The sequence below is a fragment of the Actinomadura sp. 9N215 genome (assembly GCF_044326345.1).
Classification (GTDB): domain Bacteria; phylum Actinomycetota; class Actinomycetes; order Streptosporangiales; family Streptosporangiaceae; genus Spirillospora.
The window spans coordinates 1-14,512 of record NZ_JBIRBA010000026.1 but is presented as its reverse complement, the minus strand read 5'-3'; the positions used below and the strand labels follow the sequence as shown (position 1 = coordinate 14,512).

The 14,512-nt window shown below is 70.9% G+C and carries 13 protein-coding genes; 9 read left to right on the top strand and 4 right to left on the bottom strand.

From position 1 onward, the window contains the following. Positions 1 to 8 precede the first annotated feature (8 nt). The 3 genes from ACH34T_RS33755 to ACH34T_RS33745 all read left to right on the top strand — a co-directional run bounded on the left by ACH34T_RS33755 (position 9) and on the right by ACH34T_RS33745 (position 2,862). A complete protein-coding gene (locus tag ACH34T_RS33755; protein WP_396025015.1) occupies positions 9 to 368 on the top strand; it encodes a cytochrome P450 in 360 nt (119 codons plus the stop codon). Positions 369 to 472: 104 nt separating this feature from the next. Beyond that, positions 473 to 2,185, top strand: a complete 1,713-nt coding sequence (locus ACH34T_RS33750; protein WP_396025014.1) for a BCCT family transporter — start codon at positions 473 to 475, stop codon at positions 2,183 to 2,185. 89 nt (positions 2,186 to 2,274) lie between these two features. Then, positions 2,275 to 2,862: a dihydrofolate reductase family protein gene (locus tag ACH34T_RS33745; RefSeq protein ID WP_396025013.1), complete on the top strand. Its 588-nt coding sequence runs from the start codon at positions 2,275 to 2,277 to the stop codon at positions 2,860 to 2,862. 212 nt (positions 2,863 to 3,074) lie between these two features. Here the strand turns inward: ACH34T_RS33745 and ACH34T_RS33740 are convergent, their stop codons facing one another. Then, positions 3,075 to 3,806: an isocitrate lyase/phosphoenolpyruvate mutase family protein gene (locus tag ACH34T_RS33740; protein ID WP_396025012.1), complete on the bottom strand. Its 732-nt coding sequence runs from the start codon at positions 3,804 to 3,806 to the stop codon at positions 3,075 to 3,077. A 136-nt stretch (positions 3,807 to 3,942) separates the two neighbouring features. On the opposite strand from ACH34T_RS33740, the gene ACH34T_RS33735 reads away from it, so the two are divergent. The 4 genes from ACH34T_RS33735 to ACH34T_RS33720 all read left to right on the top strand — a co-directional run bounded on the left by ACH34T_RS33735 (position 3,943) and on the right by ACH34T_RS33720 (position 8,953). After that, complete coding sequence (locus ACH34T_RS33735) at positions 3,943 to 4,971, top strand: alpha/beta hydrolase-fold protein (RefSeq protein WP_396025011.1); 1,029 nt, start codon at positions 3,943 to 3,945, stop codon at positions 4,969 to 4,971. A 538-nt stretch (positions 4,972 to 5,509) separates the two neighbouring features. Continuing rightward, entirely contained in the window at positions 5,510 to 7,048 is a 1,539-nt protein-coding gene (locus tag ACH34T_RS33730) for a M4 family metallopeptidase (RefSeq protein WP_396025010.1), read from the top strand. Between the two features lie 132 nt (positions 7,049 to 7,180). Continuing rightward, positions 7,181 to 8,245 (top strand): M28 family metallopeptidase, encoded by a 1,065-nt coding sequence (locus ACH34T_RS33725; RefSeq protein WP_396025009.1) that lies wholly within the window; start codon positions 7,181 to 7,183, stop codon positions 8,243 to 8,245. Positions 8,246 to 8,734: 489 nt separating this feature from the next. Further along, positions 8,735 to 8,953 carry a DUF2277 domain-containing protein gene (locus ACH34T_RS33720; protein ID WP_396025008.1) on the top strand — a complete coding sequence of 73 codons (219 nt, stop codon included), beginning with the start codon at positions 8,735 to 8,737 and terminating at the stop codon, positions 8,951 to 8,953. Between the two features lie 72 nt (positions 8,954 to 9,025). Here ACH34T_RS33720 and ACH34T_RS33715 read toward each other — a convergent pair whose 3' ends face one another. After that, complete coding sequence (locus ACH34T_RS33715; protein WP_396025007.1) at positions 9,026 to 10,045, bottom strand: aspartate-semialdehyde dehydrogenase; 1,020 nt, start codon at positions 10,043 to 10,045, stop codon at positions 9,026 to 9,028. A 313-nt stretch (positions 10,046 to 10,358) separates the two neighbouring features. On the opposite strand from ACH34T_RS33715, the gene ACH34T_RS33710 reads away from it, so the two are divergent. After that, positions 10,359 to 10,685: a PspC domain-containing protein gene (locus ACH34T_RS33710; RefSeq protein WP_396025006.1), complete on the top strand. Its 327-nt coding sequence runs from the start codon at positions 10,359 to 10,361 to the stop codon at positions 10,683 to 10,685. 219 nt (positions 10,686 to 10,904) lie between these two features. On the opposite strand, the gene ACH34T_RS33705 is transcribed toward ACH34T_RS33710, so the two are convergent. Together ACH34T_RS33705 and ACH34T_RS33700 are read right to left on the bottom strand one after the other, a co-directional pair. Further along, positions 10,905 to 12,245 carry an MFS transporter gene (locus ACH34T_RS33705; RefSeq protein WP_396025005.1) on the bottom strand — a complete coding sequence of 447 codons (1,341 nt, stop codon included), beginning with the start codon at positions 12,243 to 12,245 and terminating at the stop codon, positions 10,905 to 10,907. A gap of 143 nt (positions 12,246 to 12,388) precedes the next feature. Continuing rightward, complete coding sequence (locus ACH34T_RS33700) at positions 12,389 to 12,730, bottom strand: metallopeptidase family protein (RefSeq protein ID WP_396025004.1); 342 nt, start codon at positions 12,728 to 12,730, stop codon at positions 12,389 to 12,391. A 32-nt stretch (positions 12,731 to 12,762) separates the two neighbouring features. On the opposite strand from ACH34T_RS33700, the gene ACH34T_RS33695 reads away from it, so the two are divergent. Continuing rightward, positions 12,763 to 14,512, top strand: a 1,750-nt coding sequence (locus ACH34T_RS33695) for a metallophosphoesterase (RefSeq protein ID WP_396025003.1), incomplete at its 3' end; no start/stop codon positions are given.

The following is a 14,512-nucleotide window of genomic DNA, read 5'->3' as shown; positions in this document are numbered from 1 at the left end:
TGCACGGCGTGACGATCCCCGCGGACGCCCGCGTCCTGCTGCTCGTCGGCGCCGCCAACCGCGACCCGGACGTGTTCGACGACCCGTCCCGCTTCGACCTCGACCGCCAAACAAGGGCGTCGAGCGGAGCTCGTCCATTGAATGGCGGTGGGCGGGGGCTGGAGGACGGTCAATCCCTCGCGTTCGGCAGCGGGCGTCACCACTGCCTCGGCGCGAACCTCGGCCGCCTGGAGGCCCGCATCGCGCTCACCGAGCTCACCGCCGCCATCGCCGACTTCGAGATCGACATCGACCGCGCCCGCCGCGTCCGCTCGTCCAACGACCGAGGCTTCGCCTCCCTCCCCACCCACATCACCGCCCGCCGCTGAAGCCCGTCGCGTCCGTCCCGTCCGTCGCGTCCGTCGCGTCCGCCCCGGAACGAATTACTCGCTCGTGAAAATGACCGCCGATTATTCGGGCATGACCGAGGATCATGAAGACCCTCAAGAGCGACTCCGGCGGACGGGACGACGAACCCGGCGGTTCCTCCGTGTCCCTCCAGAAGGAGGGACGGGCGCGCACCGACTGGATCGTCTACGGCGTGACCGCGGGCCTGTCCATGGCGTTCGTGATCTGGGGCGCGGCGTGGACGGACAACCTCAGCTCCACGGCGCAGTCCGTCCTGGACTGGCTCCTCGCGAACCTGGGCTGGCTCTTCGTCCTCGCCGCCACCGGGTTCGTGATCTTCTCGTTGTGGCTGGCGCTGAGCAGGTACGGCAAGATCCCGCTCGGCCAGGAGGACGAGGAGCCGGAGTTCAGGACCGTCTCCTGGATCGCGATGATGTTCAGCGCGGGCATGGGCATCGGGCTGATGTTCTTCGGCGTCGCGGAGCCCCTCACGCACTACGTCGAGCCGCCGCCGGGCACCGACGCGCCGCAGAGCGAGCCGGCGATCGAGGCGGCGATGGCCACCACGATGTTCCACTGGACGCTGCACCCGTGGTCGATCTACGCGGTCCTCGGGCTGGCGATCGGGTACGGGCACTACCGCCGCGGCCGCAGCCAGCTGATCAGCGCCGCGTTCATGCCGCTGATCGGACGGCACGGCGCGGGCCCGGTCGGCCGGCTCATCGACATCCTCGCCCTGTTCGCCACGCTGTTCGGCTCGGCGGCGTCGCTCGGCATCGGCGCCCTGCAGATCCGCACCGGGATGCAGGAGGCGGGCTGGATCGACACGCTCGGCAAGACGGTCCTGGTGCTGATCATCGTGGTGCTGACGATCTGCTTCATCCTGTCGGCGGTGTCCGGCATCGCGCGCGGCATCCAGTGGCTGTCCAACATCAACATGGTGCTGGCGGCCGTCCTGGCATTCTTCGTGTTCGTCGTCGGCCCGACGGTGTTCGTCCTTGAGCTGCTGCCCACGTCACTCGGCGTGTACATCCGCGACTTCGGCGAGATGGCGTCGCGGTCGGGCGCCACCGGCGGCAAGCCGATGCAGGACTACCTCGCCGACTGGACGATCTTCTACTGGGCGTGGTGGATCTCGTGGTCCCCGTTCGTCGGCCTGTTCCTCGCCCGGATCAGCCGCGGCCGCACCATCCGCCAGTTCGTCGCCGGTGTGATCCTCGTGCCGAGCGTGGTCAGCCTGGTCTGGTTCGCGATCTTCGGCGGGACGGCGATCCACCAGCAGCGCGACGGCCTGAACCCGTTCGGGGACGGCTCCGAGGAGCAGATCACCTTCAACGTCCTCGGCAACCTGCCGTGGGAACTGCTCACCGCGATCGTGGTGATGGTCCTGGTGGCGATCTTCTTCGTGTCGGGCGCGGACGCGGCGTCGATCGTCATGGGCACGCTGTCGCAGCGCGGCTCGACCTCACCGGCCCGCTGGGTCGTCATCTTCTGGGGCGCGATGACCGGCGGCGTCGCCGCGATCATGCTGGTGATCGGCGGGGACAAGGCGCTGAACGGCATCCAGAACATCACGTTCATCGGCGCGCTGCCGTTCGCGATCGTGCTGATCCTGCTCTGCTTCTCGCTGGCCAAGGACGTCCGCGACGACCCGATGATGCGCCGGCAGACCAAGGGCGCCGAGGTCCTGGAGGACGCGGTCGTCTCCGGCAGCGAGCGCCACGAGGGCGACTTCGAGCTGGTCACCCAGCCGTCCCCGGACGACGACCCCGCACCGCCCGCCGACCCGCGCCCCTGACCGTCCGTCCCGCCACCCCGTCCGGCTTCGATGAATTTCGCGGTAGTGGCTGGTCAGTACGGGACCAGCCACAAACAAGGAGGTTCACGATGGGCAAGGTGTTCACGCACATGACGATGTCCCTCGACGGGTTCATCGCGGAGCCGGACGACCAGATCGGGGAGCTGTTCGAATGGTACGGAGGCGGAGACGTCGAAGTGGAGAGCGCCAACGAGGACATCTCACTCCGAGTCGATGAGGCGAGCGCGGGAGTGCTGCGAGAGCTGACCGAGAACTGCGGCGCCCTCATCTCCGGCCGGCGCCTGTTCGACATCACCGACGGCTGGGGCGACAACCACCCGGTGGGCGCGCCCGTCGTCGTGGTCACCCATCGCCCGCCCGAGGACGCCGCCAAAAAGTGGCCGCGGACGACGTTCGTCGACGGAGTCGAAGCCGCGGTCGCCCAGGCCAAGCAGATCGCCGGCGACCAGGACGTCACCATCGCGAGCACGACGATCACCCAGCAGGCGCTCTCCCTCGGCCTGGTCGACGAGGTGTGCGTCAGCCTCGTGCCGGTGCTGTTCGGCGAGGGAATCCCCTACTTCGGGAAGCTGGAACAGGGCCACCAGCTCCTCGAAGACCCGATCGTCGTCCAGGGCCACCGTGCCGTCCACCTGCGATACCCCGTCCGCCGCTAGCCCCCGACGGCCATCGCCTCGACGGCTATCACTTCGACAGTCCTCGACGGTCATCGCCTCGACTGCCATCACTTCGACGGCCGTCGCCTCGACGCTCATCGCCTCGACGCTCATCACGTCCACGGTCATCACGTCCACGGGAATCGCCTCGGCGGGAATCGTCCCGCCGCGGTCGCGAGGGTGCCCGGGAGCGAGCGCCCTCGCGGCCGGGGTCAGGCGTAGGGGTTTTCCCCCGCCTTGACGCGGCCCGCGAACTCCTTCAGGGCGTCCAGGGCCCGGAGGTACGGCATCGGGCCGTAGGAGACGCGGGCGACCCCGGCGGCGGCGAGGTCGGCGAGGGACGAGCCGGGCATGTTGTTCGCGTTGATCGGACCCGGCAGGCCCTTGACCAGGGCAGGGACGGCGTCCAGCGGCGCGGTGATCGGGTACACGCAGTCGGCGCCCGCCTCGAAGTACAGGCGGCCTCGGGCGATCGCGGCGTCGACCGGGTCGGGCGCCTTGGCGACGAACGTGTCGACCCGCGCGTTGATCACCAGCGCGTCGCCGGCGGCGGCCCGGACGGCGGCGAGGAACTCGGCCTGCTGCTCCGGCTCCGCGAGCTTCCCGGCGTAGGTGTCCTCCAGGTTGCAGCCGGCGGCGCCGATGGCGAGCAGCCGCTCGACGAGCTCGCCCGGCGGCAGCCCGTACCCGGCCTCGGCGTCCACGGTGACGGGGACGGTCGCGGCGCGGATCACGCGTCCGGCGGCGGCGAACATCTCCTCGGCGGGCGCGCCCTCGTGGTCGGGATAGCCGAGCATCGCGGACACGGCGGCGCTCGCCGTGGCGAGCGCCGGGAACCCCGCCTCCTGGACGGTGGTGGCGCTCGCCGCGTCCCACACGTTCGGGAGCAGCAGCGGATCGCCCGGGCGATGCAGGTCACGGAGTACGGCGGCGTGATCGGTCATATCTGTCTCCTTTCCCATCACTGAATGGACTAGACAGACCGGCTGAGTGTGACATCCACCCCGGACATTTCCGCCGCACCGGTGGCTGGGCTAACGTCGAAACGATCAGTCGCCGCGACGAGGAGTGGGGTGCGCCATGCTGCCGTGGTCAACGGAGCTCGCCGGACGCCTGGACGAGCACGTCGTCCGCAGCGAGTTGCTGCGCGGCAACCCGCTGGACGACCCGTACGAGCGGCCCCTCCTGGTGTACGTCCCGCCGGGCTACGACGACGAGCCGGAGCGCCGCTACCCCAGCGTGTACGTGATCCTGGGGTTCACCGGGCACATCGAGATGTGGCGCAACCGGATGCCGTACCGGCAGCCGTTCCCGGAGACGGCGGACGCGGTGTTCGCGTCCGGCGAGGCCCCGCCCGCGATCATGGTGTTCGTGGACGCGTGGACGAAGCACGGCGGCAGCCAGTACGTCGACTCGCCCGGCACGGGCCGCTACCACTCCTACATCTGCGACGAGATCGTCCCGTGGGTGGACGCGCACTACCGGACGCTGGACGCCCCGCAGCACCGCGCGATCAGCGGCAAGTCCAGCGGCGGCTACGGCGCGATGATCACGCCGATGCTGCGTCCCGACCTGTTCGGCGCGCTCGCGACACATGCGGGCGACGCGCTGTTCGAGTACGCCTACCTGCTCGATTTCCCCAAGTGCGTCCGGCATCTGCGCAAGTACGACGGCGACATCTGGCGCTGGTGGGACGACTTCCAGGGCCGCGCCTCCTACACCAAGCCCGAGGACAACGAATTGCTCGAAATCCTCGCCATGGCGCAGTGCTACTCCGCGCGCGACGACGGCACGCCCGAGCTGCCGTTCGACCCGGTCACCGGCGTGCTCCGGCAGGACGTCTGGGAGCGCTGGCTGGCGTGGGACCCGGTGCGCATGGTGCCCGAGTACGCCGAGGCGATGCGCTCGCAGCGCGCGATCTGGATCGACGGCGGGACGCGCGACGAATGGTTCCTGGACGTCGGCGCGCAGGCCTTCCGCCAAGCCCTCCTCGACGCCGGAGTGGCCGAGGACGTGATCCACTTCGAGCTGTTCGACGCCACGCACGGCGGCATCGACTACCGCTATCCGCTCGCCCTCACCTGGCTCTGCCGCGCCATCGCCCCCTGACCCCGGCCGGTGACCGCCCTCGCCCACGCCCGCAACCCCGCCCGCGCCCCCGTCCGCAAGCCGTCCGCGCGCACGCTCGCGAGCCGCCCGCGAGCCCGTCCGCGACGCCGTCCGTGAGCCCGTCCGCGCGCACACCCGCGAGCCCATTCGCGACCCCGCCCGCGCCCCCGTCCTCGCGCACGCCCGCAACCCCACCCGCGAGCCCGCCCGCAACCCAGCCCGCGCGCGCGCCCGCGAGCCCGTCCGCAACCCCGACCTCGGGGACGCCAGCGAGCCGTCCGCGACGCTGTCGGCGAGGCCGTCGGCGCAGCTCAGGGCGCGGATATCGAGCTTTCACTTAACAACGCCCCGAAGATTGAAAATCCAGTACCAAATGGATTTGTTGACCTTTTTGGCGACTAGGAGTGCACTTCGGGACAGCTCATCCGGATGAGTCCCCATCCCAAAGCCCGCCGGACGGGTGGCGGCCCTCGCGGAGCGCGCTCCCACAAGGAGCTCCGCGGCCGCGCCATGCCCGGCACGTGGAAGGAGCACCCCCGTGAGACACCAGACCGCGATCGGGGCGGCGGCGATGTCCGTCGGCCTCGCCGTGGCGTTGTCCGCCCCCGCCACAGGCGCGACCACCCGCACCGCCCCCGCCAAGCCCGACCCCCGCGCCCTCGCCGCCGCCTCGGCCGACCAGTTGGTCGCGGCGCAGCCCGCCGCGTTCAAGAAGGCCCCCGCGGACAGGATCGTCCGCACCGGCGCCTTCGCCGGTCTGCACGGCCTGCAGCACGTCACGTACGAGCGGACCTACGCGGGCCTGCCCGTCGAGGGCGGCGACTTCGTCGTCACCACCACCGCCGGCGGCCAGGTGACGAGCACCTCCGTCGGCCAGACCGCGAAGCTCGACGTCGCCACGACCGCGAAGATCTCGGCGGCGCAGGCCGCGAAGACCTCCCGCGCCCGGGTGTCCAAGATCGAGAGCGCCTCCGCGCCGCGCCTGATGGTGCTGGCCGAGGGCACCGGACGCCTCGTCTACGAGACCGTCGTCAGCGGCGTCCACAAGAAGGCCCCGACGAAGCTGCACGTGTACGTCGACGCCAGGACCGGCAAGGTCGTCAAGACGTTCGACGAGGTCCGCGACGCGGCCGACGACCGCAGCTTCTACCACGGCACCGTCGACATCAGCACCGCGGCCTCGTCGATGACGGACCCGCAGCGCACCGGTGTCCGGTGCGGCGGCCAGAACGGCCAGGCCTTCACCGGCGACGCCGCCTGGGGCAACGGCACCGGCACCGATCTGGAGACCGCCTGCGTCGACGCCATGTACGCGGCCCAGAAGGAATGGGACATGCTGAAGGAGTGGCTCGGCCGCAACGGCATCAACGGGAGCGGCGGCGGCTTCCCGATGCGCGTCGGGCTGAACCAGGCCAACGCGTTCTGGAACGGCAGCTACACCAACTACGGCCGCAACTCGTCCGGCAGCAAGCAGGCGACCTCGACGGACGTCGTCGGCCACGAGAACGGCCACGCGATCTTCCAGACCACGCCCGGCGGCTCCAGCGGCGGCAACGGCAACGAGAAGGGCGGGATGAACGAGTCGGCCGGCGACATCTTCGGCACGCTGACCGAGTTCTTCATCAACGAGCCCGCGAACCTCGACCCGCCGGACTACCTGGTCGGCGAGGAGGTCGACCTGGTCGGCGCCGGCCCGATCCGCAACATGTACAACCCGCAGGCGCTGAACCACCCGAACTGCTACTCGTCCTCGATCCCGCGCACCGAGGTGCACGCGGGCGCGGGCCCGCAGAACCACTGGTTCGTCCTGCTGGCCGTGGGGACGGGCGGACAGCCGAGCACCACGACGTGCGACAACTCGTCCGTCACCGGCATCGGCGTCCAGAAGGCCGGAAAGGTCTTCATGGAGGGCCTCAACCGCAAGGTCTCCGCCTGGAGCCACGCTCGGGCGCGCCTGGAGACCGTCAAGGCGGCGGTGGAGCTGTTCCCCGGTTCCACGGCCGAGTGCACCTCGGTGAAGGCGGCCTGGAGCGGCGTCAACGTCCCGGCGCAGTCCGGCGAGCCCGCCTGTTCCTGACGGCCTGACCGCCCCATACCCACCGCGCGCGGCGGAGCCCGCTCCTCCGCCGCGCGCCCCCGACTCGCGGCCTGTGGCGGAGCCCGCTCCTCCGCCGCGGGCCGCTTCCCTTCTCTCTGGGAGGAAACACTCATGAGATCGCGCACTATGGCGACCGTGGGGGCGGCCGCCCTGGCCCTCTCCGCCCTGCTGCCCGGCGCGTCCGCGTCGGCGTCCCCGCCCGCGACAACATCCTCGGCCGCGACAACGTCCTCGGTCGCGGCACCGGCGGTGCGCGCGGCCGCTCCCGACATCCCGCTCGCGAACGTCAAGGCGCACCTATCGCAGTTGCAGACGATCGCGACGAGCAACGGCGGGAACCGCGCGCACGGCCGTCCCGGCTTCCGGGCGTCCATCGACTTCGTGAAGGGCAAGCTGGACGCGGCCGGGTTCCAGACGGCCGTCCAGTCGTTCAGCTACAACGGCGCCACCGGCTACAACCTGATCGCCGACTGGCCGGGCGGCGACGTCAACAACACGCTGATGGTCGGCGCGCACCTCGACAGCGTCACCGCGGGCCCCGGCATCAACGACAACGGCTCCGGCTCCGCCGCGAACCTGGAGGTCGCGCTCGCCGTCGCCCGCGAGGGCTACAAGCCCGCCCGGCACCTGCGGTTCGGCTGGTGGGGCGCCGAGGAGCTCGGCCTCATCGGGTCGACGCACTACGTCGAAACCCTGCCGTCCGCCGAACGGTCGAAGATCAAGGGCTATCTGAACTTCGACATGGTCGGCTCGCCCAACCCCGGCTACTTCGCCTACGACGGCGACGGGTCCAGCGGAGGCGGCGGCCCCGCCGGATCCGCCGAGATCGAGCGGGTGCTCCGCGCGCACTTCGCCACGATCAACGTGCCCGTCGAGGACACCGCGTTCGACGGACGCTCCGACTACGGCCCGTTCATCGACTACGGGATCGCCGCCGGCGGCCTGTTCACCGGCGCCGAGGGGCGCAAGACGTCCGCGCAGGCGCAGAAGTGGGGCGGCCAGGCGGGCGTCGCGTACGACCGGTGCTACCACGCGCGCTGCGACACCACGACCAACATCAACGACCCGGCGCTCGACCGCAACGCCGACGCCATCGCCTACACCGTCTGGACGCTGGCCGGCGGCACCCAGGTCCTGGACGAGCCGCGCGCCGCGGCGAACCGGGCGGCCGCCTGACGGACGCAGACGGCGGACGTCTCCGCTTATGCCGGGCAGAAGGTCCGACTCGTCGTCGAGGCCGCGGACGCGGGCGGCGCGAGCCTCGTCGAGTCCGGCCCGGACAACATCAAGATCACCAAGTGAGAGGTCGCATTCACACAGCTCAGTAGCCCTTTTCAGGATTTTCGACGGCCCCGTTCAGCGATGTTGAAAATCCAGTGGCAGATGGATCCGTTGACACCTGACCCGTCGCCACGGTCCAATTTTGGACAGCCCGCTTTACTCCCAGGGCTGACCTAAGGCGGCTCGCGCAGGACGGATCTCTACCCGGCCCGCGCACCGCCGCCGCTCAGACGGGGCCCCGCCCCCCGCCGGGCCCCAGGCGCCCTCGTCCGGCCGTTCCGCCGGACGAGGGCCCGGGGCCCTTAACCCGTCCGGCCGGTCCCTCTGGACGTCCGGCCGGTCCCTCTGGAGTGGGATGTCGGTCCCACAGGTCACAATGGGAGTATGTGTCGCAGTATCAAGACTCTTCGCCCGCCCTTCGCCGACGACGTCACCGACCAGGACGTCCGGGCGGCAGCGCTCCAGTACGTCCGCAAGATCTCCGGGTTCCGCGCGCCCGCGTCCCACAACGCCGAGGCGTTCGACCGGGCCGTCGAGGAGATCGCCCAGAGCACCGCCGCTCTCCTCGACTCCCTGGAGATCCGCGGCCGCCGCGCAAGCTGACCCACCGCCCACCCGACGGACGCTCGCCCGGCCGGGGTCACTCAGCGCCCAGGCCGCTCGGCGTCCCGGTGGTTACTCGGCGGCGACCAGCTCGGCGATCTGGACGGTGTTCAGCGCCGCGCCCTTGCGGAGGTTGTCGCCGGAGCAGAACAGGGCGAGGCCGTTGTCGACGGTCTCGTCGCGGCGGATGCGGCCCACGTAGGTCGGGTCCTGGCCCGCGGCCTGGAGCGGGGTCGGGACGTCCGACAGCAGCACGCCGGGCGCGCCCGCCAGCAGCTCACTCGCCCGCTCCGGGCTCATCGGACGCTCGAACCGGGCGTTCACCTGCAGCGAATGCCCGGTGAAAACGGGGACGCGGACGCAGGTGCCCGACACCTTCAGGTCCGGGATCTCCAGGATCTTGCGGCTCTCGTTGCGGAGCTTCTGCTCCTCGTCGGTCTCGGCGAGCCCGTCCTCAACGATCGACCCGGCCATCGGCAGGACGTTGAACGCGATCGGCCGCACATAGACGGACGGCTCGGGAAACTCCACCGCCGACCCGTCATGCGTCAGCCGGTCCGCGTTCTGGACGACCTTGGACGCCTGATCATGCAGCTCCGCGACGCCCGCGAGCCCGCTGCCCGAAACCGCCTGGTAGGTCGACACGACGAGCGCGGTCAGCCCGGCCTCGTCGTGCAAAGGCCGCAGCACCGGCATCGCGGCCATCGTCGTGCAGTTCGGGTTGGCGATGATCCCCTTGGGACGGCGCGCCGCGGCATGCGGGTTGACCTCGGCGACGACGAGCGGGACGTCCGGGTCCATCCGCCAGCCCGACGAGTTGTCGATCACGACGGCGCCGGCGGCCGCGACCTTCGGCGCCAGCTCCTTCGACGTGGTCTTCCCGGCGGAGAACAGGACGATGTCGAGGCCCGAGTAGTCGGCGGACGCCGCGTCCTCGACCGTGATCTCGGAGCCGTTCCACGGCAGCCTGCGCCCGGCCGACCGCGCCGAGGCGAACAGCCGCAGCTCGTCGACCGGGAATCCGCGTTCGGCCAGGATCTCGCGCATCACGCCCCCGACCTGGCCGGTGGCCCCGACGATCCCGATTCTCATGCCGCTCCCTCTGGTAGCACTGTCAGCTCTGGTACAAGGCTCTGGCCTGGAGTGTTGCCCAGGCCGCTCAGGTCGTCCAATGAATAACCCTACGCAGCGCGTTCAAGCATTCCTTAACAGACGCGTCCGGGCCTTCCCCTGGACGGGGCGTCCCCTGGACGGGGCGTCCCCTGGACGGGGCGTCCCGGGGGCGGGACGTCCCGTCCACGAGCGTACGTCGGGGACGGCACCCTGACCCGCCAGGGGTGCGTTCAGGGATGAATCAGGGCGAATCCGGATGTCAGGGTTACCTTCCGCTGGGCATGATCGAGGCATGGACATGAACAAGGACACCGCCGCCACCACCGAGAAGAAGCTCCGGCGCACCCGCGACGACCGGATCCTCGCCGGGGTCTGCTCGGGCGCCGCCCGCTTCCTCGGCGTCGACGCCAACATCATCAGGGTCGCCCTGGCGGTCTTCACCGTCTTCGGCGGCGCCGGGATCGCGCTCTACGCGATCGGCTGGGTGATGATCCCCGAGGAGGGCGCCGACAAGGCGATCGCCGAGGACATGGTCAAGAAGGCGAGCGACTCCCCGGCCTTCCAGGACGCGGTCAGGAAGACGAAGGACGCCTTCAACAAGCCCCGCACCCACGCCTGAACGCGCCCGCAAGACCGCGTGAGCCGCACCCCCAGGCCCCACCTGAGCCGCTGGCCTAAGGGGCGGGAGCGAAGCGGCTGGGCTAAGGAGCGGGAGCGGAGCAGCTGGGCTAAGGAGCGGGAGCGGAGCCGCTGGACTTAAGCAGCGGGAGCGGAGCCGCTGGACTTAAGCAGCGGGAGCGGAGCCGCCGGGCTAAGGAGCGGGAGCGGAGCGGCTGGGCTAAGGAGCGGGAGCGGAGCGGCTGACGCCCGACAGCTCGTCGTCGTCCGCGGCCGGCGTGGCGACGACGACGGGTTCGACGCGCTCCCGCATGGCGGTGATGACGCCGCCGCGGATCTGGTTCCAGCCGAGCGTGAGCGTCGCGGCGGCCGACAGGCCGAGCAGGCCCGCGAGCGCCACCACCGTCTCGGGCCCGAGCACCTGCGCCGCGGCCCCACCGACCAGGATGCCGACGCCCTGCCCGGCAAGGATGCCGGACTGGGCCAGGCCGAACGCCCGTCCCCGTCCCGACGCCGGCACCGCGGCCACGAACGCGGCGTTGGCCGCGAGCTGGTAGGCGCTGCCGAGGCCCGACACCGCCCACAGCGCCACCACCCCCCACAGCGGCGGATCCAGGCCGGCGCCGATCAGCGGCAGGCAGGCCAGCATCGACATCCATCCCATCGCGTGCAGCCGGTTCGCCGGACGGACGAACCGGCTGAACAGGAACGCGCCGATCACCATCCCCGTCGGCATCGCCGACAGCAGCAGCCCGACCGTGACCGCGCCGCCGCCGAACGTCGCCGCGTACGGCGCCGCGAGGCCCTCGGGGATCACGTAGAACGCGCACAGCCACGCGAACAGCACCAGCGAGCGCAGCACCGGGTCGCCGAACACGAGCCGCATGCCGTCCCGCGTCCCGCGCCACAGGCCGAACGAGTCGCGCTCCCGCCGCCTCGGCACCGTCCGCCGCCGCAGCCCGCCGATCAGGATCACGGCGGACGCCCCGAAGGTCAGCGCGTCCAGCGCGAGCGCCTCACGCGTCCCGACGACGGCGACGATCGCGCCGCCCGCCAGGAAACCGAGCATCTGCGTGCCCTGGTGCGTGATGTTGTTGATCGCCGACCCGGCCACGTACCGGTCGCCTTCCAGGACGTCCGGCAGCAGCGCCGCCCGCGCCGCGGTGAACGGCGTCCCCAGCAGGACGGTCAGGAACACGAGCACCGACAGCGCGCCGACCGGCATCGCCACCAGCGCCATGACCGCGACCAGTCCCGCCCGCAGCACATCGGAGACGATCATGACGGTGCGGCGCGGGAACAGATCCGCCAGCCCGGACAGCACCGGCCCGCCCACGATCGGCGGGATGTACGTCAGCGCGTACACCAAAGCGGTCAGCAGCGCCGACTTCGTGTGGTCGTACACGAGCACGGCCAGCGCGACCTGCGCCAGCTGGTCGCCGACGAACGACAGCGCCTGCGCCAGCCAGAGGGCACGGAACTCGCGCACCGCGAACACCTCGCGGTAGGTCGCCTGCTCCTCCGGCGGACGGCGATGCCGCCCGGTCTGCCTTCCCGCCACGCTCGCTCCAGTTCAGCCCGCCCGGTGTTGGGCAGCCCTCCCATTAACTCACGCTGCGTGGCGCTCATGTGACCTACAGTGCGCAATTCTTCGCGTCGGCCGGCTCTTTTCGTCTGCCGAACCCGGCATGTACGGGGAAAGGCTCAGTATCCGAGCTCGTGCAGTCTCCGGTCGTCGATCCCGAAATGGTGCGCGATCTCATGCACCACGGTGATCCTGACCTCTTCCACCACGTCGTCCGGGGTGTCGCAAATTTCGAGAATCTCATTACGGTAGATCGAAATGTGATCGGGCAGGACGGCGCCGTACCAGTCGCCCCGTTCCGTGAGGGGTACCCCTTGGTACAGGCCGAGAAGTCCGCGCTCTGGCGCGTCGTCCTCGACGACGATCACGACGTTGCGCATGTGCGAGGTCAGCTCGGGTGGGATGGTATCGAGGGCCTCGGCCACCAGGTCCTCGAACTCATCGCGCGACAACTCCATCACGCCGACAATTCTGCTCGACAGAAGGGGAACCCGTGCCCAAGGTCCGCGCCGAGTCGACCGAACCCACCGCGTCCCGGGGCCGCCGCGCCGCCCGCGCCGCCCGGGGATTCGCCGCCCGCGCCGGCCGCGCCACCCGACGCAACACTACCCGCGCCGGTCGCGCCACCCGACGCAACACCGCCCGCGCCGCGCGCGCCGTCCGGCACCACCCCGCCCGCGCCACCCGCGCGGTCCGCCGGTACGGCGCCCGCGCCCGCCGCCGCGCCGCCCCGGCCGCCGAACGCGTCCGGGCCTTCTGCGCCCCCGTCACGAGCCGCGTCCGCCCCGCCGTCACCAGCCGCTGGACGCGCCTCCTCCTCGTCCTCGCGATCGGCCTCGCCGCCGGCTACGCGGGCCTCCTCCTCGGCGGACGCTACGTCACCCCCGTCGGCCCCGCCGACGTCGAACTGTCCCTGCGCCCGTCCCTCCACGGCGGGACGATCCTCGAACTCCCGCCGCTCGGCTCCCTCCAGCTCGACACCCACTGGGGCCCCGTCTCCCTCCAGGCGAGCCTCACCGACGTCCGTCCCGAACAGGCCCAGAAGCTCATCGAGAACGACACCGAGATAGACCGGCTCACCAACCAGATTGGCGACCAGATCGCGCACGGCGTCACCCAGCTGCTCGTCCGCGCCGTCGTCCTCGCCCTCGTCGCCGGCTTCGTCGCCGGTCTCGCCCTCTTCCGCTCCTTCCGCCGCGCCCTCCTCGGCCTCGCGTCCGCCGCCCTCGGCCTCGTCGCCCTCACCCTCCTCACCTGGGCGACGTTCAACCCCCAGTCGGTCGCCGAACCCCGCTACAGCGGCCTGCTCGCCAACGCGCCCCAGATCGTCGGCGACACCCGCAGCCTCGTCGAACGCTTCTCCGCCTACCGCGCCCAGCTCGCCCGCCTCGTCGGCAACGTCTCCGAGCTGTACGCCACCACCTCGACGCTCCCCACCTACGAGCCTGACCCGTCCACCCTCCGCGTCCTGCACGTCTCCGACATCCACCTCAACCCCGCCGCGTGGAACGTAATAAAGTCCGTCACCACCCAGTTCAAGGTCGACCTCATCATCGACAGCGGCGACCTCATGGACCACGGCAGCAAGGCCGAGAACAAGTTCGCCGACGAGATCTCCGACCTGAAGGTCCCCTACGTCTACGTCCGCGGCAACCACGACTCCCGGAACTCCCAGAAGGCCGTCGAGCGCGAGAAGAACGCCATCGTCCTGGACGGCGCCACCCGCGAGGTCAAGGGCCTGCGCGTCTACGGCGTCGGCGACCCCCGCTTCACCCCCGACAAGAGCACCCGCGACGACTTCGTCGGCGCCGACCAGATGCGCGCCGAGGGCCTCCTCCTCGCCGAGAAGCTCCGCGCCTCCGGCACCACCCCGGACATCGCCGTCGTCCACGACCCCGCCGAAGGCGAGGCCTTCACCGGCCGGACACCCCTCATCCTCTCCGGCCACGCCCACACCCGCTCCACCAAACTCCTCCCCACCGGCACCCGCCTCTTCGTCCAGGGCTCCACCGGCGGCGCCGGCCTCCGCGGCCTGGAACACGAGAAGCCCACCCCCATCGAACTCTCCGTCCTCTACTTCAGCCGCGCCACCCACCGCCTCCAGGGCTGGGACGACCTCCGCCTGGGCGGCCTGGGCCTCACCTCCGCCCAAATCGAACGCCACCTCGAACCCGACCCCGACCGCACCATCAAGCCCAGCCCCCCGGCGACCTCCCCGCCCCCGTCCCCGACCTCCCCCTTCC

Bases quoted from the DNA above. Each gene is read 5' to 3' on its own strand.
- ACH34T_RS33720 (WP_396025008.1), top strand. From the start codon at position 8,735: ATGTGTCGCAGTATCAAGACTCTTCGCCCGCCCTTCGCCGACGACGTC.
- ACH34T_RS33740 (WP_396025012.1), bottom strand. From the start codon at position 3,806: ATGACCGATCACGCCGCCGTACTCCGTGACCTGCATCGCCCGGGCGAT.
- ACH34T_RS33745 (WP_396025013.1), top strand. From the start codon at position 2,275: ATGGGCAAGGTGTTCACGCACATGACGATGTCCCTCGACGGGTTCATC.
- ACH34T_RS33725 (WP_396025009.1), top strand. From the start codon at position 7,181: ATGAGATCGCGCACTATGGCGACCGTGGGGGCGGCCGCCCTGGCCCTC.
- ACH34T_RS33710 (WP_396025006.1), top strand. From the start codon at position 10,359: ATGGACATGAACAAGGACACCGCCGCCACCACCGAGAAGAAGCTCCGG.
- ACH34T_RS33735 (WP_396025011.1), top strand. From the start codon at position 3,943: ATGCTGCCGTGGTCAACGGAGCTCGCCGGACGCCTGGACGAGCACGTC.
- ACH34T_RS33715 (WP_396025007.1), bottom strand. From the start codon at position 10,045: ATGAGAATCGGGATCGTCGGGGCCACCGGCCAGGTCGGGGGCGTGATG.
- ACH34T_RS33750 (WP_396025014.1), top strand. From the start codon at position 473: ATGAAGACCCTCAAGAGCGACTCCGGCGGACGGGACGACGAACCCGGC.